At 60.0% G+C, this 21,050-nt stretch carries 21 protein-coding genes; 2 read left to right on the top strand and 19 right to left on the bottom strand.

Annotated features, from left to right (window positions below; translation table 11 throughout):
- Positions 1 to 9: 9 nt before the first annotated feature.
- The 19 genes from BJ928_RS04295 to BJ928_RS04385 all read right to left on the bottom strand — a co-directional run bounded on the left by BJ928_RS04295 (position 10) and on the right by BJ928_RS04385 (position 17,756).
- Positions 10 to 606, bottom strand: coding sequence for a rod-binding protein (locus BJ928_RS04295; RefSeq protein ID WP_047628029.1), 597 nt, complete (start codon positions 604 to 606; stop codon positions 10 to 12).
- Positions 607 to 737: 131 nt separating this feature from the next.
- Positions 738 to 1,157 (bottom strand): hypothetical protein, encoded by a 420-nt coding sequence (locus BJ928_RS04300; RefSeq protein WP_047628031.1) that lies wholly within the window; start codon positions 1,155 to 1,157, stop codon positions 738 to 740.
- A 69-nt stretch (positions 1,158 to 1,226) separates the two neighbouring features.
- Complete coding sequence (gene fliR, locus BJ928_RS04305; protein ID WP_047628032.1) at positions 1,227 to 1,979, bottom strand: flagellar biosynthetic protein FliR; 753 nt, start codon at positions 1,977 to 1,979, stop codon at positions 1,227 to 1,229.
- Positions 1,976 to 4,063 (bottom strand): flagellar biosynthesis protein FlhA, encoded by a 2,088-nt coding sequence (gene flhA / locus BJ928_RS04310; protein WP_047628034.1) that lies wholly within the window; start codon positions 4,061 to 4,063, stop codon positions 1,976 to 1,978. Before flhA ends, fliR begins: the two co-directional genes overlap by 4 nt.
- A 149-nt stretch (positions 4,064 to 4,212) precedes the next feature.
- Positions 4,213 to 4,479: a flagellar biosynthesis protein FliQ gene (fliQ, locus tag BJ928_RS04315; RefSeq protein WP_015338826.1), complete on the bottom strand. Its 267-nt coding sequence runs from the start codon at positions 4,477 to 4,479 to the stop codon at positions 4,213 to 4,215.
- A 29-nt stretch (positions 4,480 to 4,508) separates the two neighbouring features.
- Positions 4,509 to 5,024: a flagellar hook assembly protein FlgD gene (gene flgD, locus BJ928_RS04320; protein ID WP_047628037.1), complete on the bottom strand. Its 516-nt coding sequence runs from the start codon at positions 5,022 to 5,024 to the stop codon at positions 4,509 to 4,511.
- Positions 5,012 to 5,464, bottom strand: coding sequence for a flagellar biosynthesis repressor FlbT (gene flbT / locus BJ928_RS04325; protein WP_047628038.1), 453 nt, complete (start codon positions 5,462 to 5,464; stop codon positions 5,012 to 5,014). The genes flgD and flbT overlap by 13 nt, the downstream gene beginning before the upstream one ends.
- On the bottom strand, positions 5,461 to 5,808 hold the full coding sequence (gene flaF, locus BJ928_RS04330) for a flagellar biosynthesis regulator FlaF (RefSeq protein ID WP_047628039.1): 348 nt from the start codon (positions 5,806 to 5,808) through the stop codon (positions 5,461 to 5,463). Before flaF ends, flbT begins: the two co-directional genes overlap by 4 nt.
- A 37-nt stretch (positions 5,809 to 5,845) precedes the next feature.
- Positions 5,846 to 6,913 carry a flagellar hook-associated family protein gene (locus BJ928_RS04335; protein ID WP_047628041.1) on the bottom strand — a complete coding sequence of 356 codons (1,068 nt, stop codon included), beginning with the start codon at positions 6,911 to 6,913 and terminating at the stop codon, positions 5,846 to 5,848.
- Positions 6,914 to 6,916: 3 nt separating this feature from the next.
- Entirely contained in the window at positions 6,917 to 8,419 is a 1,503-nt protein-coding gene (gene flgK, locus BJ928_RS04340; protein ID WP_047628042.1) for a flagellar hook-associated protein FlgK, read from the bottom strand.
- Positions 8,420 to 8,443: 24 nt separating this feature from the next.
- On the bottom strand, positions 8,444 to 8,647 hold the full coding sequence (locus BJ928_RS04345; RefSeq protein WP_047628043.1) for a hypothetical protein: 204 nt from the start codon (positions 8,645 to 8,647) through the stop codon (positions 8,444 to 8,446).
- A 273-nt stretch (positions 8,648 to 8,920) separates the two neighbouring features.
- Positions 8,921 to 9,580 (bottom strand): response regulator transcription factor, encoded by a 660-nt coding sequence (locus BJ928_RS04350; protein WP_047628044.1) that lies wholly within the window; start codon positions 9,578 to 9,580, stop codon positions 8,921 to 8,923.
- 280 nt (positions 9,581 to 9,860) lie between these two features.
- Entirely contained in the window at positions 9,861 to 10,448 is a 588-nt protein-coding gene (locus BJ928_RS04355; protein ID WP_047628045.1) for a lytic transglycosylase domain-containing protein, read from the bottom strand.
- The gene (locus BJ928_RS04360; protein ID WP_047628047.1) at positions 10,396 to 12,006 is read right to left on the bottom strand and encodes a flagellar hook-length control protein FliK; all 1,611 of its coding nucleotides are present in this window, start codon (positions 12,004 to 12,006) and stop codon (positions 10,396 to 10,398) included. The genes BJ928_RS04355 and BJ928_RS04360 overlap by 53 nt, the downstream gene beginning before the upstream one ends.
- Before the next feature lies 1 nt (position 12,007).
- Complete coding sequence (gene motC / locus BJ928_RS04365; RefSeq protein ID WP_047628048.1) at positions 12,008 to 13,312, bottom strand: chemotaxis protein MotC; 1,305 nt, start codon at positions 13,310 to 13,312, stop codon at positions 12,008 to 12,010.
- Between the two features lie 3 nt (positions 13,313 to 13,315).
- Positions 13,316 to 14,725, bottom strand: a complete 1,410-nt coding sequence (locus BJ928_RS04370; protein ID WP_047628049.1) for a MotB family protein — start codon at positions 14,723 to 14,725, stop codon at positions 13,316 to 13,318.
- Entirely contained in the window at positions 14,722 to 15,354 is a 633-nt protein-coding gene (locus BJ928_RS04375; RefSeq protein WP_047628050.1) for a hypothetical protein, read from the bottom strand. The genes BJ928_RS04370 and BJ928_RS04375 overlap by 4 nt, the downstream gene beginning before the upstream one ends.
- Before the next feature lie 244 nt (positions 15,355 to 15,598).
- Positions 15,599 to 16,579 carry a flagellin gene (locus tag BJ928_RS04380; RefSeq protein ID WP_047628798.1) on the bottom strand — a complete coding sequence of 327 codons (981 nt, stop codon included), beginning with the start codon at positions 16,577 to 16,579 and terminating at the stop codon, positions 15,599 to 15,601.
- Positions 16,580 to 16,835: 256 nt separating this feature from the next.
- Positions 16,836 to 17,756, bottom strand: coding sequence for a flagellin (locus BJ928_RS04385; RefSeq protein WP_047628051.1), 921 nt, complete (start codon positions 17,754 to 17,756; stop codon positions 16,836 to 16,838).
- A gap of 456 nt (positions 17,757 to 18,212) precedes the next feature.
- On the opposite strand from BJ928_RS04385, the gene BJ928_RS04390 reads away from it, so the two are divergent.
- Entirely contained in the window at positions 18,213 to 19,700 is a 1,488-nt protein-coding gene (locus BJ928_RS04390) for a pyridoxal-dependent decarboxylase (RefSeq protein ID WP_047628052.1), read from the top strand.
- Complete coding sequence (locus BJ928_RS04395) at positions 19,694 to 20,944, top strand: tetratricopeptide repeat protein (RefSeq protein ID WP_047628053.1); 1,251 nt, start codon at positions 19,694 to 19,696, stop codon at positions 20,942 to 20,944. The genes BJ928_RS04390 and BJ928_RS04395 overlap by 7 nt, the downstream gene beginning before the upstream one ends.
- Positions 20,945 to 21,050: the final 106 nt, after the last annotated feature.

A 21,050-nucleotide genomic window follows, 5' to 3' on the forward strand; every position in this document is an offset into this window, starting at 1 on the left:
TTACCTCGCTCATGCTTTCTGGGACGTCAACGAATTCTTGTTGGTGATGCCGGTGGTGCCGTCGTTGTCGGCATCAGCGGCGGCCAGCGTCTTACGCTGGAAATCGGTGATCGCGCTCAGCGCCATCTTCTTATCGTTCTCATCGGTGGCGGTGTGGATGGCGCCGCTATTTCGCATCTTGTCGAGCTGTTCCTTGTACATCTTTTCGGCGATGCCGACGCCGCCGTTCTTGGAGATCGTGTCGCCCAGCTGTTCGGCCATCATGCCCTTCCAGATCTCGCCGGCGGAGCCCTTGCCGTAGAGCGTCTCGCTGCTTGGCAACATGTTCTTCACGAAGTTCTGCAGCACCATGGACTCGAACTTCCGATAGGCTTGCGGAACCTTGGTCCCAGCCGCATGCGTATTGGCATTGGCAAGGCCGGCCTGGGTGGCGGCGCTGTTGAGTGCGTCCACAGATGCGCCGAAGCCCTGGCCGTTCTCGGCCAGGCTGGTGGCAGCAAAGGCGGCTCTGTTGGCGGCAAGCTTTGCCTGCGCCACCTCGACATCGGCGGGGTTGGCCGCCTTGACGACATCGAGGACCAAATCACTCGGAGGCGAAATAGCCACGTCACGTCTCCTTCTGCTCTCGCATACCCTGACAATGCGCCGCTCGGCGCTCTTATCGGGACATGACGAATCAAACTGTCAAAGCAGATCGGCAACCCAACGATGCGAATCCTGCTTCATGATCGCGATGATTATGGTTTTTGAACCTTGCTGGAGGCTGGCGTTGCGCCAGCGAAGCGCTGGTCGATGATATCGTAGACGGCATTGTCGTCCGATTCCCGCAGCTCGAGCTCGCGGGCATCCTTCATGTGCTCCTCCAGCCGGTCGCCCTTGGTACGCTCCTGCTGGACCTTCATCTGGATGAGCGTCTGGATATTTTCCAGCTGCTGATCCCGGATCATGAGGCGGCCATAGCGTTCGGCGTAATGGATCGAGAATGCCATGTGCACCGGATCGACCGAGCCGATGGCAACCATGACCCGCTCCATCGATTCGGTCACCTCCGAACGCTGCCGGGTCGTATCGGCAAGCTCGTTTTCGGCGATCCTCTCCAGATGGCGCTGCACCGCGACCAGGCGCTTCAGTTTTTCGGAACGGTTTTTCTCCGCCATCGCCACCTACCCGCCGGTTGCTTTTTCCGGCCGTGCTCGAATCGATTTCGCCTCTCAGCCGTTTGCGGGCTAATGCCCGTTGAAGACGGCAAGGAACGAATTGGAAAACTGACTGACCAACGCCGCTATGGTGAGATAGAGCATGAACAGCCCTCCCATCAGCAGATATGGCGTCGAAATGAAATAGATCGGGATCTGCGGCGCCAGCTTGTTGATGAAGCCGATCGAAATCTGGAACATCAGACCATAGAGCACGAACGGGCTCGCCAGCCGCAGCATGATGAAGAAGGTCGTCGCCAGCGTATCGGTAATCGAGATCAGCGCCGAGCGTGGCTCGATGTGACCGCCGAAGGGAATGACCGAATAGGAATCGACCAGCGCCTGTAGGACATAATGGTGAAAATCCAGAATGAAGAGAATCATCAGCCCGCAAAAGCTGACGAGGCTGGTGAGCGACGTCTCGTTCGAATCCTCGATGATATCGGCGCCGCCTGGGGCGTTGAAGCCGATCATCATCGATATGACGGTGCCGGTGAACTGCAGGCCCAGCGTGTAGATCCGCGCCATCATCCCATACATCAACCCGATGACGGTTTCGGTGAAGATGAGGCCGATATAGTTCGCATCGCCCTTCGACACCTCGGGATAGATCGTGTTCCAGAGCAGCGGCAGGATCGCCATCGTCAGGCCCGCGGAAAGAAGCAGCCTGATCTGAGGGGGAACACGGCCGGAGGAAAATCCCGGGAGGACCATCATGCAACCGCCGATGCGGCAGAAGGCGACGAATAGCGCCAGAATGGTCCCCTGGGGGTCGGTTATCATGAAATCGAACCTAGAATCTTGATCTCGATCCCCTTGGCCAATTCCACATGCGACAGGACCGGAAGGGTCGCGAACAGGCGTTCGATGATCATGCGCACATAGGAGCGCGTTTCCGGCGACGTGACAAGAACGAAGGGCATGCCCCGGTCCATGTATTCACGGATAACTTTGCCTGCCTGTTCGCTGAACTCTTCCAGGCTGCGCGGATCGATGTCGAATTCGACGACCTCGCCTTTCTGGTCACGCTTCAGCGCCTGATGGAAGATCAGGTCCCACTTGCTGCCGAGTCGCAGGACCCGCAATACGCCATTGTCGGCGAGGTCGCCGCAGAGTTGCTGCGCCATGCGCACGCGCACGTGCTCGACGATCTGCTCGGTCTTGCGGACATGCGGCGCGAGTTCTGCCACGGCTTCGAGAATGAGATGCAGGTTGCGGATCGAAACGCGCTCGGCAAGCAAAAGCTTCAGCACGGCTTGCAAGCCGGAATAGGACATGTGCGACGAGCAGATCTCGTCGGCGAGTTTTTTGTATTCCGGGTCGAGACGCTCGATCAGGATCTTCACATCTTTATAGGAGAGAAGCGCCGGCAGGTTGTTGCGGATGACTTCGCTCATATGCGTGAGAACGACCGAGACATTGTCGATCGGCTGAAAGCCTTCGCGCTTCAGGTCGTCGGTGAAGGCTTCGAGCACGGAAACGGCCGGCATGCCGAAGGCGGGTTCGCGGATCTCGTCTCCGGGCACGGTCGGCTTGCGGCCGGAACCTGTGACGACAAGCACTTCGCCGACGCGCAGCATGTTGGAGGCGATCGTCGTGCCGTGAATCCGGATCTGGTAGGACTTGTCGGCAATCGCCATGTCGTCGATCACCTTGATCTCCGGCACGACGAAACCGTATTGCGTCGCGAACTTCTTGCGCATCTTGCCGACGCGGAAGGCCAGCTCCTGATGGGCGCCGAGCAGGCGGGTGGAAACGATCTTGCCGAGCGCCAATTCAATCTCGGCGGTCTTCAGAACCGACTTGACCGAATCCTTTTCGATTTCCTTCGTCTGCATGACCTTCTGCTCTTCAGCGTCGCGGCGAAGCTTGTTCTCGGCCTCGATCTGGCGCGGGATGAACCAGGCGCCGGTAGCCATGAGGCCACCAAGGACGAGGAAGGGGAAGAGGGGCATGCCCGGCATAATGGCCAGAATGCCCATGAGGACTGCAGAGACGGCGAGCGCGCGCGGATAGCCGCTCAGCTGGCTGACGACGGCCTGGTCGGTGGAGCCGGAAGTGCCACCGCGCGAAACGAGAAGGCCGGCTGCGAGGGAGACGATCAGCGCCGGCATCTGCGAAACCAGGCCGTCACCGACGGAGAGCTTGACGAAAACGTCCGCAGCCTGGCTGATCGGCATGCCGTGACGGAAATAGCCGATGATGATGCCGCCGAAAACGTTGATGCAGGTAATCAGAAGGCCGGCGACCGCGTCGCCGCGCACGAATTTCGAGGCACCGTCCATCGCGCCGAAGAAGGAGCTTTCCTCTTCCAGTTCCTTGCGTCGCCGCTGCGCCTCCTTTTCATCGATCAGGCCGGCCGACAGATCGGCGTCGATCGCCATCTGCTTGCCGGGAATGGCATCGAGAGTAAAGCGGGCGCCGACTTCGGCGATACGCGTCGCGCCCTTGGTGATGACGATGAAGTTGATGGTAATGAGGATCAGGAAGACGATCAGACCGATGACGAAATCACCGGACATGACCAGGCTGGAGAAGCCGGCGATGACGCCGCCGGCCGCATCATGCCCTTCGTAGCCGTGCGAAAGGATGACGCGGGTCGTGGCGATGTTCAGCGCCAGACGCGTCATCGTGGCGATCAGCAGGATCGTCGGGAAAGATGAGAATTCCAGCGGCTTCTTGATCCAGAGCGCCACCATGAGGATCAGCACGGAGAAAGCGATCGAGAAGGCCAGCCCAAGGTCGATCAGGAACGGCGGTATCGGCAGGAACAGCACGCACAGAATGACCATGATACCGAGGGCGAACCCGATATCACGAACACTGGGATTGGCTTTGGGAAGTGCTATTGCGGGTGGTTGTGCCATCGACCGGTTCCGTCTCTTCATGAGAGGAGGCAAACGGCTGACCCGCCTGCCCTATTGGAACCGACCTCTAAAGGTCGAAGCTTGCGCGAGGCATGGCCGTCGCCATCGATGCGCATGATCCGTGAGCCCGAACGGCCCCCGGATCTCCCTTAGAAGCCCGATTGAATACGGGAGAAGACGAGATTGGTGAAGATCGAAATCTGCGCGCCGACAAACGGCGCCGAGATGCCGATGGTAACCATGACGGCGACGATCTTCGGGACGAAGGTCAGCGTCGCCTCCTGCACCTGGGTCAGCGCCTGGATCAGGGCGATGACCAGACCGACCACCATGGCCGCGATGACAGCGGGGCCGGAAGCCACCAGCACCGTCCAGATCGCCGCCTGGAAAATATCCAACGCATCGGCTTCGTTCATCGCATGTCCACTCCCGGTTCAGCGGCACCTCATGTGCCGCTGGTCTGATCCGTACTGTCGGACGAATCACTGCTGCTACTATCGCTCGACGAGGTCGGCTGATCAATGGTCGTGCCCGCAGGAGCAATAGTCACGCCGGCCTGGATCAGAATCTTGTCGCCGGCATCAGTCTGGGCAATGATACCGTCCGTGTAGACGGTAACTTCCTTGATCGTGCCCGTCGTCTTGCCATCGGCGCTCATGATCTGCTTGCCGATATAATCCGAGGCCTGCGAGATCCACTGGTTCTGCAGCACCGTTTCCAGGTGCGAATTCGTCTGGATCTGCTGCTCGACCTGAGAGAAGCTCGCCAGCTGAGAAATCTGCTGGCTGGCATCCATCGGGTCCGTCGGGTCCTGGTTCTGCATCTGCGCGATGAGAAGCTGCAGGAAGTCGTTATAGTTCAGATTGGCGCTCGCCGACGCGGCGGCGCTGCTCGAGGAACTGCTGGAAGAGCTGCTGCTGCTGCTGTTGCTGGCGCTGTTGACGGCGTCTACCGCTGCCATGGAGCGATCTCCCGGCGAATGTGCTCGATCGTCGCCGCAGGCATTTCCTGGTTGTGCAGAATATTGTCCTCAATCGGATAGAGGCCGCGGATCGCCTTCAGCGCGTCGAAGGCGCGGCCCGTCGCCACGAGGCCGTCGATGCGCTTCAGCTCGGCCAGCACTTCCTCATTGTGGAAGCACGACAGCAGCATGACGATCGACTTGCGGAACATCGCCGTGGACTGCTCCTTGCCCTCCGGATTGATGAGGATCATCTGCGCGATGAAATAGAGCTGACGCAGAGGCGTCGTCGCATCCTCAGGCTGGAGCACGTGGTTTTCGAGCAGGAATGTCACATCATTCAGGAATTCCAGAGCAACCTTGCGATCGACGCGCAGGACGGCTCCGTTGATAAAGATCTTTTCCCCGGCTTTAAGCGATATGCGAAGCGTACTTTTCATTTAAGTCCATCCCTGATGATGGTGGTGACATCGATGATGCCTTGATAGTTTACCGACTGACGCCGCTGTATCCGTTCGCATTCCTTCAATATCCAGATGGCGATCGAAATTAGGTTGGCGCGCAGTTCGACATTGAGCTGGTTCTCCGGACTTTTGAGGTCCTCGACGAAGCTGATCCATACGCGCCGCGTATAGTACACTGCCTCGATCGCTTCACGGCCGTATTTCCCGGCATCACGGGCCGCAGAGAGAAGAGCAACCGACCGGTCCAGAACTTGTCGTTCTCGTTCCTTGGCGTCGGCCACAGCATCCTGCATGACTTCCGCATATGAGAACTGATACATTCATGCATCCTTCCTGGTCATTACTTCCCTTTGATCATCAAAGGTAATTTACAAGGCTTAGCTGCTGGATCTTGGATACAATAGTGTAAGCCGTTTCGAGCTGAGTCTGGAGGCTGTTGACCTTGGTCGAAGCCTCATAGGGATCGACCCCGGTCAGGTCGCCGATGCTGGTGTTGAGAATGGTCTTCTGGGCGTTCAAAGTCGTATTCGCGTCCGTCAGACGCGCCTGCGAGAGGCCGAGCTGGCTTGCCTGAGTGTTAAGGCCGTCGATCGACTGGCGCGTGTAGCTGATCGCCTGTTGCGTGACGGCGTTCACCGCGCTTTGATTGAGGCCGGGCGGCGTACCCATCAGGGCGTTCGTCACGCTGGTCGCCAGCGCCAGATATCGCATGCCGGATGAATTCGAATTCGTCGATGTATCCACGACTTCGGAGTTGCTGATGCGGCTCGTCATGTTCTGATCGGACGCACTCGACCAATTCGCCCAACCACTATCGGATGTGAACATCGGCGCGACGGTATTGGTGATGAAGGTCGTTATCTGGCCTGCACTCAGATCGCTCGCCGAGTTAACCGGAGGAGTCAGCCCCTGACTTTTCAACGTGTTCACATAGTCATTAAGCTTGCTTTGGATAGTCGCGTTCGCCGTCGAGGAATAATCGGTCATCGGCTGAACGTCGGTATTGGTCCCGGCAAAGAGATATTCGCCATTCACCATCGTATTGGCGGAGCCGATGACGCTCGACAAGGTCGATGTCGCAGCCTGCTGCGCCAGGGCGACACTGCTGCCGTCGCCATTGCCGCTCAGCGCCACAAGCTGATCCATCAGGGCCTGCGCCTGCGTGCCCATATTGGTCAGCGCGGTCTGCGACGTCGTCATGCGCTGGTTGGCGATGGAATTGCTGCTGAGAATGGAGTCAATGCGCGACACTTCCCGCGTCAGATTCACGTTCTGCGACGTATTGGCGCCGAGCGCAACCCCGATGTCCGCGTAGACGCCCGTGGTCGCCTCCGTCGAGGCACTCGTCATCTCATTCTGCGCCTGACGGATCGTCTGGCGCATGGCGTTCTGAATTGCTGTGCTCGAAATGGAAGAAAGTTTCATGGCTTAGCTCGCAATATCCAGTACCGATTGAAGCATCTCGTTGACTGCGTTCAATATCTTCGTTCCAGCCTTGTAGGACTGCTCGATATCCATCATCAGCGTCAGCTCTTCGTCGAGGTTGACACCCGTCGCATTCGAATAGGCGCTTGAGGAGCGCGAGAGGGCGGCAGAGGTGTTTTCCGCCGCAGTCGTTGCCGTGCTGCGCTGGCCCTCGAGCCAGCCGATGGAGCTCGACGAATAATCCATGAGGCTCGCATTGGTGCTGGAGCCGGCACTTCCGTCGAAACTCGTCTTCGTATTCATGGCGGTAATATAGGCGTCCAACTGCGTGGAATAGCCGCTGTCGCCACTGGTATTCTTCGTGTAACCAGTGTTGGTAGCGGTGTTATTAATACCACCATCACGCACCAAGTTCGGATTTGCCACCGCTGCGGAACTGAGCTTGATGGAGCCGGCCAGACCGCTGATGACCGCCGCATTGCTTGGCCCTGTACCGCTTGTCCAGGTCGTCGCGCCGGAGTAGGTGAACAGACCGGTCGCCATGACCGGGCTGCTCGGGTTCGTATTGTTCGTTTCCGCGAACGTCGTCACTAGACCGCGCGCGATTTCATCGAGCTGCTTCTGGTAGGTCGGCGCAACGTCGTCTCGGATCTGGAGCGCTGCCTGAAGGGTGCCCTGCGCCGTCGTATTGGCGCCCTGGCCAGGGGTCAGCGCAACGCCATCGATATAGACGCTGTTGCCGGGACCGGGCGCATCGGCCGTGTAAGTACTCGTCGGCTGGAATGTCACCGTGCGCGGAATGGTTTCGAACAGCGTCGTCCCGCTCGTGGTATAGAGCGCCATGTCGTTGTTGCCGCGCGTCACGGTCGTCACGCCGACAATCTGTGAGATCTGGCCCAGGATCGAATCGCGCTGATCCAGCGCGTCTGCAAGGGCGTTAGATGTTGGACCGGCTGATGCAGTGGCCGATTTTACCGCGTCGTTGGCCTGCTGGAACTGCGACAACAGGCTGTTCAGCGTGGTGACATCGGAAGCGATCTGCTTGTCCGCATCGGCGCGGGCGCCCTGCACCGCCGTCGTCGCGTTGTTCAGCGATGTCACCAGGCTCTGGGCGGCGTTGATAGCGGATTGAGCGGCGGTCGCGTTGGACGGCGATCCCGCATAATTCTGCATCGCATCCTGAAATGCCGACAGATAGGTCGCCGGCGCGATTTCATTGTTATTGCCGCCAATCGTTGCCGACTGAAGATTGCTGTATGCGTTCAACAACAGTTGCTGCGCCGAATCCGACGACGACGAGCCGAGATAGGCCTTCTGCAGCGAAGGCTCGCTGCTGCGAGAGATCTGCACCACCTGGGCGCCAGCCATGTTGGTGGTCAACACCGCCTGCCGACGCGAATAATTCGTGTTGTTGGCATTGGCGATATTGTTCGACACGACGCTGCTCTGCGTGCCGGTATTGTTGAATATTGCCTGCGCGTTGTTGAGAGCTGTTGTGAGCGACATGACTGACTCGATACCCTATTCGTTTTAGCGCGGCAGCTTGGCCGAAGTGTCGGAATAGCCTGCCAGAGCAAGGCCGGCGAAATAGACCAGGTGATCCTTTACCGCGGATGGAAGATCATCAGAGCGAACCGGCACCGCATCGGCAAAACCGCCGCGAGCGACGCCCAGGCAAGTCGCCCGTGCTTCTGCTTTCGTGCATGCGATCCTGATGCTGCCGAAATTCCTCATCTGGAATCCTCGTTATCCTTCATACGACTGAGAGTAGGTGGCGGGCCTTGCGTGAAGCTGTCTGAGAGGACGAAAAACCGATCATCGCGAAAAGCTTCGCGGCGAGTGCCGCTCGCCCGCATCGCAGCCGGTCATCACGCATCGAAACCGTAAGAGACGGCGCACCTTCCAACGCTATGCCAATCGCTTGCACCGAAAAAGAACAGGCCCGGGAATCATCTGATTCTCGGGCCTGTTCAGCAATTTGATGACCAGGATGCGCGACTGGCGGCATCAGCTCCAGTCGATGCAGTAGCCAAGGAAGCGCTTGGAATCGACCGGATCGAAACCGAGCTTCTTGCGCAGCTTGGAGATGTGGCTTTCGACTACGTTCTCTTCGACTTCCTCGTCGAAGATGCCGTAGATGGCGTTGAAGATCTGCGTCTTCGTCACGCGGCGACCGCGATTGGCGATCAAGTATTCGAGGATGCGGCGCTCGCGGCGCGGCAAGGCGAAGACGGAACCGTTGATTTCCGGATCGCGGCCATCCGCAAAGACCCGAATAGGGCCGATATCGGTATAGTTGCTGATCGCCTTCAACCGGCGGCGGATCGCCGCGGCCCGCGCAAGGATCTCGCGAGGATGCACCGGCTTGCGCACGACGTCGTCCACGCCACAATCGAAAAGTGCAAGGGTTGCTTCCAGCGAGGGCTGGTCGCTGACCGCGATGACAGGTGCTGTCGTCCGGTCTCGAATCGCCCTGGGAAGCTCGTGCACCTGCTGGCCCTGCCCGATCAGAAAGGCCTCGACTGCGGCAATGTCGCCCTCTGCCGCAGTCGTGACCCATTCGCCGAATTCGCGTGGATCAAACCCCGTGGAAGGGATGCCCTCGCGCCCAAACAGTGATGTATATCCGTCCTTAACGAGCTCTCGCTCATCAACCACTACGATCATTCGTCCGCCTCCGAATCAGTGTGGTGTTTCGATGACCTATGGGTACGAATCGGGCGAATCACGAACAACTGTCGGAAATGAGTGGCGGAAATTAATAATTGATTAACCATAAGGGTGCGATTTGCACTAGATATAGTAGGTCATCGGCGATTTACACCGATAAAAAAGTTGTTAGCGAGCATATTATTAACAGGCGCATTTTAGGCAAATCCACGGCAGTCAACCGCTTCGATTTGGTTAGCGACGGCTAACCCGAACGCCAATACAACCTATGGGTTGTCTAATTCCGGCAGAACGTCGCCGCATTGGGCGTCCATTTCCCGTAACCGGTGGCGACAAGATTGGCGATCACGCGGCAGACATAGACCTTCTGGGCGGGGTCGTTGTTCGGACCGGCGTGGTATCTCGCTACCGCCATTGTCCAGGTCTCATGCCTGTCGTGCAGATTGCGGAGAAACTTTGCAGCATACTCGACATTACTACGCGGATCGAACATGGCGGCGACGGACGTGAAGTTTTCGCCATGGAAATACTGATTGATCTGCATGCATCCGACATCGATAAGCTTGGCCCCGTTCTGCCGTGCGGCAGCAAATATCTGCAGCGCGGCCCCTTCCGACGGCGGAAACATGGGCCGTCCCTCGACATTGAGCGCGTAGGGATAAAGCGATCCCTTGCGTCCGGTTTCGGTCAAACCGACCGAATAGAGAATCCCTTCCGGTATTCCATATTTCGCGGCGGCGGATTGAATTTCGCGTTCGCAGAGGCCAGCCGCGCCATTATCAGGCGGCGCAGGATTGCCCGAAGCAGACGCCTCAGAGGTAAACCGCGCCAGAGCGAGGCCGCAGCACGCCACCAGCAGAGCCATCCTCAACACCGCGCTCACCCGAACTGCGATTGCCGTCGTTTCCATTTGTCTGCTGCCCCGAATAGTTCTGGCCCTTGGGACGCGCGTCGCCCCCCTGCCCCTGGTTCAACAGAGACTGCTGTTGCTGCTGATTCGATCCGGAATTGCGACTGCTATCCGACTGCTGATCCGCGCTGGATGCCAGGGTGACGGTGATATTGTCGACCTGATAGCCCTGGGCGCGCAGTGCATCGACCATGCGGCTCTGATCGGCATGAAGCTGCCTGTAGGCTTCTCCTGTCTGCACCTTCAGATCGACACTCAGCTGGTCTCCGGAAAGCCGCATGGTGGCCGTGACGTCGCCGAGATTGTCGGGGCGCAGCTGGATCTTCAGCGTGTTGACGACTTTGCCGGTGCTCGTCAGATTCGCTGCATTGGAAAGCGCCGAACCGGGCTGCATCGCCGCCGACCATTCGTGATCGCCCGCCAGGCTTCCGGCGACGAGCGCCGAGTTGGAATTGGCGGCAAGTCCCAGATAACGGCGGGAATCCAACACCGTGACCGTCGGCATGTCGCCGCCTGCGGGCTCACTCGCCTTGACTTCCGCTGCATCATCACCGCTCTTGCTGATCGAAAGATCGAGCGCACGCCCGTCAGCCCGGGTCAGGCGGAAGGTCTGCGAGGCATCCGTTCCATTGCCGTCATTCGGCAGCGACACTGTCGTATCCGATACGGTATCCGCAATCGCCGCCTTGCCGAGCGGCACGCCCTGAGCCTTCGCATCCTCGACAGCCTTGCCCGCCTGTGCGGTGCCAGCCTGCGCTGCAGCGATCGGCTGAGCGACGTTCAGGAGCGAGAGGGCATCGGTGATCGTATTGGCTGCCTGACTTGTCTGCGTCGGCACAGACTTACCATCATCCGTTGTCGATTGCGCGTCCTTGCCGCCTTTCGTAACGGAACCTTTGTCATCGCCCTTCACCGGCATCGCCGGGCCAGCGGTCGGCGCGATATCCGCCAGCTGCTGCGCCATCTCGGCAAGCTGATCGAGCGCAGCGGACTGTGCCGGCACTTTGCCCGGATCGATCGCCGGCATGGCTGGGTCTTTCGTTGCGCCAGGCTGATCACCTTGAACGGGGGCCGCATCGCCTTCGGCGGCGGCCGAGGCAGCCTTCTGCAGCTCGATCAACGACTTGGAGAGCGTGGTAGCGCTCTGGCCCTGCGAAGCTTTTGCGCCCTTATTCAAGCCGACGAGGTTGACGAAGTTGGCTCCGGAGGTGTCGATCATTCCAGCTGCGGCCTCAGCGCTGTCGTCAATGGTGAAAGCTACGGCCGTGGAATTGCCCGCGGTCGTCTTTGCCGCACTTGCATCCGTGTCGGCATCGTCGCCGGCAGCCGTGTTCGCATTGGCCGACGCGTCTGCGCCGGCATTCTGGCTTGAGGATTTGCGGCCGTTGCCGAGCGAACTTGTCAGTGCATCGATGAAGCCCTTGCCGTCGTCCTGCTTCGAAGAGCGGGCGCCTTTGGCAACAGCAAGGATATCCGCCCCCGATGAGGCGTTAGACACACCGATGTCGTTCATATCAATGACTTTCCTGCTTCAACAGACCGTCGATGGCATCCAGCTTCGAGCGGCTCGTCGTGACGAATGCGTTGAACGAAGAGTCGGCCTCCTGCCGCCCTCCCTCCGGGGCGGGAGCCACGCTTGCCGAGGCTCCCTGCTCAACACCCGCCGTGCCGGGAGATTGGCCTCCCGCTTGATTCGTCACAGCAGCATCGTGTTCAGTCTTCTGTTGGTTGGGCAGGTTAGGAACCTTGCCTTGCCCGAGGCTTGCAGCATCGGGCGTCCGCAATATCTCCTCTGCCACGGCCTTTGCGGCATCGCGCAATGCGCGATCCCTAGCGTTCAATTCGCCCGCCGGCATCTGGTTCACATCGTTGATCGCCGACTTCAGCTCAGGCGTCGATATGCCCGCCACGCCGCCGTAGAAATTCGCAAGCGCACCGAAGGCATCGCTGCCGTCGCTGGAGATCGCCTGGGCACGGCCGGCCGCGAGCGCGGCAAGATCGGCCTTGCCGGCGATCGCCGCCCGGCGCGCCATGCGGAGATAGATCTCCCGTTGTCTCGGCGGGTCCATGAAGGACAGGATGTCGATGATGTCCTGCTGCTTGACGTCGGTATCGTGGTCCACCACCAGCTGCACGAAGAGATCGGCGAACTGGCTTGCATAGGGCGAATGCAGGAAGCGCCTGGTGTAACGCTGCGCATAGTCGAGCCCCCGCGGCACCATTCCCGCATCCGCACATAGAGCCAGCGAGCGGCGCAGCGCCGATTCCTCGACGATCGTGCCGGGCGCCATCAACCGCGCCCAGTCATAGAGCTGCAAGGCGGCCTTGGCATTCTTGCCCGACATGACGTTTCCGGCAACCAGCGAGAGATAGGGACCGATCGGCTTGTCGCGGTATTCCTTGGCTATGTCTGCAAGCGTATTGACGACGAGCAGCCCCTTACCGTTCAGATATTTCCTGAGGACATCCGCGACGCGATTGTCGAAATTACCATTGACGTCGCGCGACATCAGATATTCGAGCGTCTCGGGATTGCCGCCGCTCATGGCATAGATCAGCGCCGCATCAACATTGCGATTGTCCTCGAAGACGGATTTATCCGCATTGCGTAGACGTTCATCAATGGTGGCGAGCAGGAAACGCTGCATCTCGCCGGCGGAACTATCCCCCGCGACAACGGAATCCTGAACGAATTCAAGCGAGCGCAGCATCTTGTAGAGCGGCAGGCTGTCCTGCCCCTCGGCACTGGCAATCCCCGGCATCAGGATACCGAGGGTGAGCGTAAGCGCGAGGCGATGACGATGCTGTTTGCGCGCCATGAGCTATCCCTGCTTGCCTTGGCTCGGCTTGACCTTGCCCGGAGCAGGCTTGGCGGGCGTCTGAGGGTCCGTGACCGCTTGGTCCGCGGGTGTCGCGATCAGGATCTCGATGCGGCGATTGGCGTCGTTGAAGGGGTCGGCGGGCAGCTTCAGGCGGCGATCCGCGAAACCGGAGACTTGCGCAATCCGCTTTTCGTCCAGACCGCCGCTGGTCAGCATGTAATAGGCGCTCTGGGCGCGATCGAGCGACAAGCGCCAGTTGTCGTTGCGTCCGCCAACCATATAGGGGCGTCCGTCCGTGTGGCCGCGGATCAGGATCGAGCCCTTATGTTCGGCCAGGATCTTGCCGATCTTTTCCATCGCCAACACCATCTCGCGCCGCGGAACCGCCGAACCGATATTGAACATCGGATCGTTGCTCTGGTCGGAAATCGTCACCAGCACGCCGCCTTCGGCGGCGGTAACCTGCAGCCCCTCGGCCAGTTGACCGGCAACACCCTTGATCTCGGCCTGGATGGCCTGCTGCAAATCCTTGGCCTCCTGCTGCTGTGCCTTGGTCGGCGGGATGTCCTTGGCCTGAGGCAAGGCGGCATTATCCTCGAGCATCGAAGCATCGCTTTGCGCGGAGGCCTTGGCGAGCTGCTGCGTCTGCTTGTCCTGCTTGCTGCCCTGCGTCTGCTGCTCGCTGACCGTCGGCTGCTGTTCGGGCGTTTGCGGCTGATCTGCCGGCTGACCGGCATCGGCGGCTGTCGCCTTCGACAGGGCGATGACTTCGCCCTTCGGCGATTGATCCGACTTGGCGGACTGTTCCTCGTTTGCCTTCTTTGACGCGCTGGAAACCTGAACCTGCTTCGTCCAGAAATCCGGATCGAACGGATCGCGGTAGGCCTGGCCGCCATCCGCGCCGGTTGCCGGACCGGATTGAGCCGCTCCGCCGTCGCCCTTGGCGCTGACGTTTGCCTGTTGGCCGACTTCCTGCGCGATTTCGGCCAGCACCGAATAGGGATTCTCGAAGAAATCCGCTTCGGAGTAATTCGTCTGGTCGCCGGAGGTCGATGTCAGGTCTTCACCCGTTTTGGCTGATTTGCCGTTGTTCGGCTTGTCCTGGGCCTTGTCCGACTTCTGCTGGTTCTTTTCACCCTCGGCCTGATCGACGGGCTTCTTGAGGCCCTTTTCGGTGGGCTTCTCATCGGCAAGCTTGATAGGATTGAAATAGGAGGCGACGGACGCCTTCGTTTCCTCGTTTGCGGCGTTGACCAACCACATCACGAGGAAGAAAGCCATCATCGCAGTCATGAAGTCGGCATAGGCGATCTTCCATGCGCCGCCATGCCCGCCTTCGTGATCGCCGCCGCCATGACGCTTGACGATGATGATCTCGTGCTTGCCGTGATTTTGATCGCCGTCGCTCATTTCAAGATCTCTTTCAGACTGGCGGCCCAGGCGGACATGCGGGTTACGAGAACGCTCTCGCCGATCGTGACGGTGAGATCGATGTCGTCAGCCTCGACGTGGCGCAGGAGCGAACCGTCATCGCCGAGACGGTCGTGAAGGACCTCGAAAAGATGGCGCGGGCCGCTGACCGAGATCGGGCCGGCGCTGCCGTCGAGAATCGCAACCCTCACCAGTTCGGCGAGATCGGCGACGGCCTTGGTCGTCAGCGTCTCGGTCATGATCGGCGCAAGGATGGCGGCGACTTCGGTGCTGATCGCCTGCCCGAGCATCGCGGCGATCCGCGTCACATCCGCCGCGATCTTCTCCGCCGCCTGCTCCTCGTAGCGTATGCGCATCGCATCCATTTCGGCCCGAGACGCTGCGTCCCTTGCCTCAAGCTCGGCCTGATGCTTCTGCGTCAATTCCTGCGTCGCCGCTTCGTGCCCTTCCATATAGGCGGCACGACGCTCGGCCTCGATATCGATGGGCGGTGCGAGCGGGCTTTCGATGAACTCCGCCGGCTCCGCAAAAACCATATCCTCGACGTGGGGAGGAACAACCTGCTCGGCGCTGAAATCCTTGAGATATCGGGATAATGTCAGGCTCACGCGCGCATCTCCCCATGCGCGTCACAAAGACGCTGCAAGTCGATGCCACCAAGGGGCCGATCCATTCCCATTCTCAAAACGTCGATCATCACGCTTCCGGTTTCCGTCCTCGTGCCACGCTTTCGGAGACCGTTGTCACCGGCACATTGCGCAACCAAGCCAATGCGAAAGACCGTAGGCAGTCAAACTTGTGCGAGGATGAATGCGATGCGCTATTGCCGATCCGACGCAGCCGCCCCGACGATCATTTCGACTGGAGGATAATCAACACCTTGCTCGCCATGCTGTTGGCGATCGACAATGCCTGGACACCCATCTGTTGCGCAGTCTGCAGAGCGCTCTGTCGAACCGAGGCTTCTTCCATATTCGTATCGACGAGATCGCCGACGCTGCTCTTGATGGCATCGCTGAGTTTGGAGATGTAGTCCGACTGGCTATCGATATTCGACTTCATCAGACCCAGCGTCGAATCCGCAGAGGTCGCCGACTTCAGGAGCGAATTGGTGACGTTGATCATATCCGTCAGCTCGTCGGCGGTTGTGCTGCTCGACAGAGCGATCTCGGTCCCGCCCGCCGGCGTCGAGCCGCCGCTGGCCGCCAGGAGATAATAGTTGCGAGCTGTGCCGCCGCTGCTGCTGGAAGTGCCGAGCGTGCTGGCATCCACATTTTTCGTCAGCAAGCCCCGGCTGGGATTTGCGGTGTCGATCATCAAGGTCTGGGAACTGTCGTAGTTGATGGTCGTGAAGCTGATCTGCCCGCTTGTTCCGCGCGTGAAGTTGCTGATCACGGATTGCTGCGTGGTGGGCTGCTGCGCCGAATTGTAGAGCCAGTTCTCACCGGAGAAGGAAGCCGACTGGGTTACCGATTGCAGCTGCCCCTTGAGCTGCTGAATATCGGAATTGATGGCATCCTTGTCGGTACCCGCCTCCGTAGCAGAAACCAGCTTGGCCTGGATCTGGGTCAGCAGGCTGACGACCGTATCCATGGCGGTGGACGCGGTGTCGACCTTGGACGCGCCGAGACCCAGCGCATCGGTAATCGTCGAAAGACTGCTCTGGTCCGAGCGCATGGTGGTCGCCATCGACCAATAGGTCGGATCGTCGCTTGCCGTCTGGATGCGGTAACCGGATGAGACCTGCTGCTGCACGACACCGAGATCTGTGTTGATTCCGCGCAGCACGGTCAGCGCCGCCGACGCGGCAGGATTCGTCGTCACATTGCTCATCTGAAAATCCGTAATTCCATTGGGAGTGGCAAGCCGGGCCGATCCGGCAGCAACGATTGGCCTCATGCCCGCCAGCGGGAGATCTCCCAGCGCGGCCCGTCGCTAAAACACGACCCGGCTGCCGCTCGAGAAAGGAACGAAAGCCGGATCTGCACAAAGACTGCAAATCAATTGGCGGCAAGGTTAACAAAAGCTTGTACGCGGCGACAAGAGAGAAAAGCCGCCGCGCCATATCAACGCAAGCTCCAGTCAAGGCTCACTTGAAGAGGGCGAGAACGTTTTGCGCACTGGTGTTTGCGATCTGCAGCGACTGGATGGCCAACTGCTGCTGGGTCTGGAGCGCCGACAGCTTGCTCGACTCTTCTTCCATGTCCGCATCGACCAGCTTGCCAACGCCGGAATCGATCGTGTCGCGCAGGGTGGAGACGAAGCTCGTCTGGAGATCGATGCGGGTCGAGAGCGAGCCGAGCTGCGAAGCCGTGCTGTTCATGGCGTTGAGAGCGCCTTGTACCAGGTTCATCGCCTTGCCGATATCGCCGCTCGTCATGTTGGTGATGTCGAGGCTGAAAACGGAATAGGCCTTGCCGCTGATGGTCTGCTTGCTGCCAAGGATCCCCGAACCCGTGTCGATCGTTCCATTGCTTTTCGCACCGAAGAGGACGTTGCCCTGCGAGCCTGTGTTGAAGGCGTAGCTGGTGCTGTTGACGGAAACCGTGCCGTTATTGTTGCGCACGAAGGAGGAGACGACCGAGGCCGAAGCACCGTTGACGGCATACATCCAGTTCTGCCCCGAGAAGGATGCGGATTGAGCAATGCTCGCCAGCTGCTGCTGAAGCTGTGCGATTTCCTCCTGGACGTCCGATTTCGACACGCTGTTTTCGGTTGCCGCGACGAGCTTGTCCTTGATCTGCTGAACGACCGTGATGGAGTTATCCATTGCGGTATAGGCCGTATCGACCTTGGCAGCACCCAGGCCCAATGCATCCGAGACGGCGGAGAGCGCGCTGTTGTCGGACCGCATGGTCGTCGCGATCGACCAATAGGCGGCGTTGTCGGATGCCTTGGCGACCTTGTAGCCGGAGGAAACGCGGCTTTGCGTGTCCTGCAGGCTTGCGTTGATGGTGCGCAGGGTTTGGAGGGCGGACATCGCCGCGTCGTTTGTGAGGATGCTTGTCATCGAAAAGTGCCCCTTGTGGCTGAATTTGGAAGGGACATTCCGGTCTGCGGCCGGGAACGGCAATCAGCCTCATGCTTGTTAACCGCCTCTTAGGAGAGGTTAACCAACCGTTGCGCTAGCTGCAACTGACAGCATCAGGGTTAATAAAAGGTTAACTCCACCTCAAAAAGTTAACGGAATCGTTTGTACCGTTAACAGGCTCGCTCGATATCATGCCGCCGACACCGCCACCTTTCATTGAACCCCATGGCGCACTATCCGTCTGGCGTGCGCAGAGATCGGCTTTTCGAGCCAAAGATCGCCGTTTGACGGGTCGCAAGGGCCGCAGGTCAGCTTCGCGCCACCTTCGGCGGCGTAGCATGCCCGCGATGCGTCCATGTCCGGGCGAGAAGTGGCCAGTGCCTCGGCGGCACTCCACGGCGGGGCCGTCATCGGCGGTCCCTATGTGAGGTTGAGATGTTCAGTTTGCAGGACGCCGGACGAGCGGCGGTCGATCGCCACGAGCGAACGAGCCTCGACCCCGATGATTGGCAGGCCCTGCGCAAGCAGGGCCATCAGATGCTCGACGACATGTTCGATCATCTCCAGTCGCTTGGAACGAAGCCTGTCTGGCAGCATCCCCCCTCCTCCGCCCGCGCCTTGCTCGATGCACCGCTGCCCACCAAGGCCAGTGATCTTGCCGAGATCCATGCCATCTTCCGGGAGAATATCCTCCCCTATGGCAGCGGCAATATTCATCCGGGCTTCATGGGCTGGGTCCAGGGCGGCGGCACGGTTACCGGCATGCTGGCCGAGATGCTTGCGGGCGGGCTGAATGCCAATCTCGGCGGGCGCGACCACATGCCGATCGAGGTCGAGCGCCAGATCATCCGCTGGACGCGCGAGATCTTCTCTTTTCCGGAGACGGCGGGCGGCATTTTCCTGACCGGCGCATCGCAGGCCAATTTCGTTGCGGTGCAGATCGCCAGATGCCGCAAGCTCGGACGCGACGTGCGCGTGACCGGCCTCTCCGACGAATCCCGGCTTGTCGCCTATGCCTCAAGCGAGGTGCATGGCTGCGTTCCCCGCGCCTTCGAAATGTCCGGCATCGGCAGCGATCAGCTGCGACGCATCCCGGTCAATCATCTCGGCCAGATCGACGTCGATGCACTGGAACAGACCATCCTTCGTGACAGACAGGAGGGTTTCGTGCCGTTCCTGGTCATCGGCAGCGCGGGGACGGTCAATACCGGCGCCGTCGACGACCTCGCCGCGCTGCGACGTATCGCCGACGGCTACGATCTTCATTTTCACGTCGACGGCGCGCTGGGCGCCCTCGGCATACTGAGCCCTGACCTTGCGCCTCTGTTCGCCGGGATCGACAGCTGCGATTCGCTTGCCTTCGATTTCCACAAATGGGGCCAGGTGCCCTATGATGCCGGCTTCCTGCTCGTGCGGGACAGCGAATGGCAGCGGCAAACCTTCGCCTCGGATGCCGCCTATCTCAGCCGCGCCACCACGGGGCTTGCCGGCGGAGACTGGTGGCCCTGCGACTACGGCCCGGATCTGTCGCGCGGCTTCAGGGCGCTGAAGACCTGGTTCACGCTGAAAACCCATGGCACCGAAGCGCTGGGGAATGCGATGAGCGCCAATTGTAGGCTGGCCCGCGCGCTCGCCGGGCGCATCGAACGGGAACCTACCCTGAAACTGCTCGCACCGGTCGCGCTCAATATCGTCTGCTTCGCCTATGTCGGCCCGAACGGGACGGCGCCTGCATCGGTCAATTCCCATATCGTCGAGCGGCTACATGCCGAAGGCCGCGTCGCTCCATCCCTGACCCATCTGAACGGGCAGCCGGCAATCCGCGCCGCGATCGTCAACCACCGCACGCGGCAGGCCGACATAGACGCGCTCGTTCACAGCGTTTTGACAATCGGCTCGCAACAGGACCTCCCCCAATGCTGATGACCAAAGCCCCGACCATCGATCCGGTTTCGCCCAGCACGCCTGACGCCTCGCGCATTCTCGGTATGCAGAGGATCGTTTCGCTCGTCTATGCCGGTCGCGACGTGACGCCGCTGTGGAACGAGCTCATGCAGCGCGTGACGGCGGACCCGACCGATGCGGCCGCATTCATGGATCTCGCGATTATCCTACAGACCCTCGGCCGCACCGAGGAGGCTCGCCAGATCCTGAAAAACGCCGTGCAATTGCGCCGCGACTTTTCTGTGGTCCATGGCAATGGAACCGGGCGACATCTGCTGGCCTTCGTCACCGAAGGCGACTTCATGGCCAACACGCCTCTGGATTTTCTGCTGGCGGGCAGCAATTGCGTGCTGTTGCTGCGCTACGTCAACCTGGAAGTCACTGAAATCACCGATCTGCCGGATCACGACGTCGCCTTCATGGCGATCGGAGAGTCGACCGAAAACGCGCCGCTGCTTGCCCATATGCAAAAACTGCTTGCCGGATTCGATGGTCTGGTGATGAACCGCAATCCGGAACTGATTGCAGGGCTGACGCGCGACGGTGTGAGCGCAACGCTGGCGGGAGAGCCGTCCATCCTGTCGCCCAGCACGCATCGAGTCTCGCGCGACGACCTCGCGGCCATCGGCGCCGGCGCGAAGCAGCTGAACGACTGCGCTCAGGGCCTTACATTCCCGCTGGTCGTACGCCCGATCAGCACCCACGCCGGCAATGGAATGGAGCTTATCGCCGGGCCGGCCGAACTGGCGGCCTTTCTGGCGGTTCAGCCGGCATCCGAGCTTTACGTGGCGCCCTTCATCGATTTTCGCGGGGCCGACGGCTTCTACAACAAGCAGCGCGTCGTCTTCATCGACGGCAAGGCATTCGCCAGCCACATGGCGCTTTCGGACCACTGGATCGTGCACTATTTGAGCGCGGGCATGGGCCAGAGCCCTGCAAAACGCGCGGTCGAACAGGCATGGATGGAAGATTTCGATCACGATTTCGCCGTGCGCCACCAGGAAAGTTTTGCGGCGCTCTGCCGTCATATCAAGCTCGACTATTTCGGCATCGATTGTGCGGAGCTTCCCGACGGGCGCCTGCTCGTATTCGAGCTCGACGTAGCGATGGTGGTCCACAATATGGATGACCCCGTCATCTATCCCTACAAGCAGGTCGCCATGCGCAAGCTGTTCGATGGCTTCGTCGATGCCATCAGCCGGAAGGCAAGCGCCGCGCGTTAAGCCTTGAGGCCGCATTCGACGTGGTGCCAAAATGAAAACCGCGCCCTCCGGGGAAGGCGCGGTAATTTCGTTTTCCTGTGTGGTCAGCCAGCGCGGCGCGCCGGCG

This window comes from Rhizobium sp. WW_1 (assembly GCF_003610155.1).
Classification (GTDB): Bacteria; Pseudomonadota; Alphaproteobacteria; order Rhizobiales; family Rhizobiaceae; genus Rhizobium; species Rhizobium tropici_A.

What these genes read in the sequence shown, in the direction of transcription:
- BJ928_RS04300 (WP_047628031.1), bottom strand. Translation starts at nt 1,157, where the DNA reads ATGGCGGAGAAAAACCGTTCCGAAAAACTGAAGCGCCTGGTCGCGGTG.
- fliR (WP_047628032.1), bottom strand. Translation starts at nt 1,979, where the DNA reads ATGATAACCGACCCCCAGGGGACCATTCTGGCGCTATTCGTCGCCTTC.
- flhA (WP_047628034.1), bottom strand. Translation starts at nt 4,063, where the DNA reads ATGGCACAACCACCCGCAATAGCACTTCCCAAAGCCAATCCCAGTGTT.
- fliQ (WP_015338826.1), bottom strand. Translation starts at nt 4,479, where the DNA reads ATGAACGAAGCCGATGCGTTGGATATTTTCCAGGCGGCGATCTGGACG.
- flgD (WP_047628037.1), bottom strand. Translation starts at nt 5,024, where the DNA reads ATGGCAGCGGTAGACGCCGTCAACAGCGCCAGCAACAGCAGCAGCAGC.
- flbT (WP_047628038.1), bottom strand. Translation starts at nt 5,464, where the DNA reads ATGAAAAGTACGCTTCGCATATCGCTTAAAGCCGGGGAAAAGATCTTT.
- flaF (WP_047628039.1), bottom strand. Translation starts at nt 5,808, where the DNA reads ATGTATCAGTTCTCATATGCGGAAGTCATGCAGGATGCTGTGGCCGAC.
- BJ928_RS04335 (WP_047628041.1), bottom strand. Translation starts at nt 6,913, where the DNA reads ATGAAACTTTCTTCCATTTCGAGCACAGCAATTCAGAACGCCATGCGC.
- flgK (WP_047628042.1), bottom strand. Translation starts at nt 8,419, where the DNA reads ATGTCGCTCACAACAGCTCTCAACAACGCGCAGGCAATATTCAACAAT.
- BJ928_RS04345 (WP_047628043.1), bottom strand. Translation starts at nt 8,647, where the DNA reads ATGAGGAATTTCGGCAGCATCAGGATCGCATGCACGAAAGCAGAAGCA.
- BJ928_RS04350 (WP_047628044.1), bottom strand. Translation starts at nt 9,580, where the DNA reads ATGATCGTAGTGGTTGATGAGCGAGAGCTCGTTAAGGACGGATATACA.
- BJ928_RS04355 (WP_047628045.1), bottom strand. Translation starts at nt 10,448, where the DNA reads ATGGCTCTGCTGGTGGCGTGCTGCGGCCTCGCTCTGGCGCGGTTTACC.
- BJ928_RS04360 (WP_047628047.1), bottom strand. Translation starts at nt 12,006, where the DNA reads ATGAACGACATCGGTGTGTCTAACGCCTCATCGGGGGCGGATATCCTT.
- motC (WP_047628048.1), bottom strand. Translation starts at nt 13,312, where the DNA reads ATGGCGCGCAAACAGCATCGTCATCGCCTCGCGCTTACGCTCACCCTC.
- BJ928_RS04370 (WP_047628049.1), bottom strand. Translation starts at nt 14,725, where the DNA reads ATGAGCGACGGCGATCAAAATCACGGCAAGCACGAGATCATCATCGTC.
- BJ928_RS04380 (WP_047628798.1), bottom strand. Translation starts at nt 16,579, where the DNA reads ATGAGCAATGTGACGACGAATCCTGCCGCGTCGGCGGCGCTGACCGTG.
- BJ928_RS04385 (WP_047628051.1), bottom strand. Translation starts at nt 17,756, where the DNA reads ATGACAAGCATCCTCACAAACGACGCGGCGATGTCCGCCCTCCAAACC.
- BJ928_RS04390 (WP_047628052.1), top strand. Translation starts at nt 18,213, where the DNA reads ATGTTCAGTTTGCAGGACGCCGGACGAGCGGCGGTCGATCGCCACGAG.
- BJ928_RS04395 (WP_047628053.1), top strand. Translation starts at nt 19,694, where the DNA reads ATGCTGATGACCAAAGCCCCGACCATCGATCCGGTTTCGCCCAGCACG.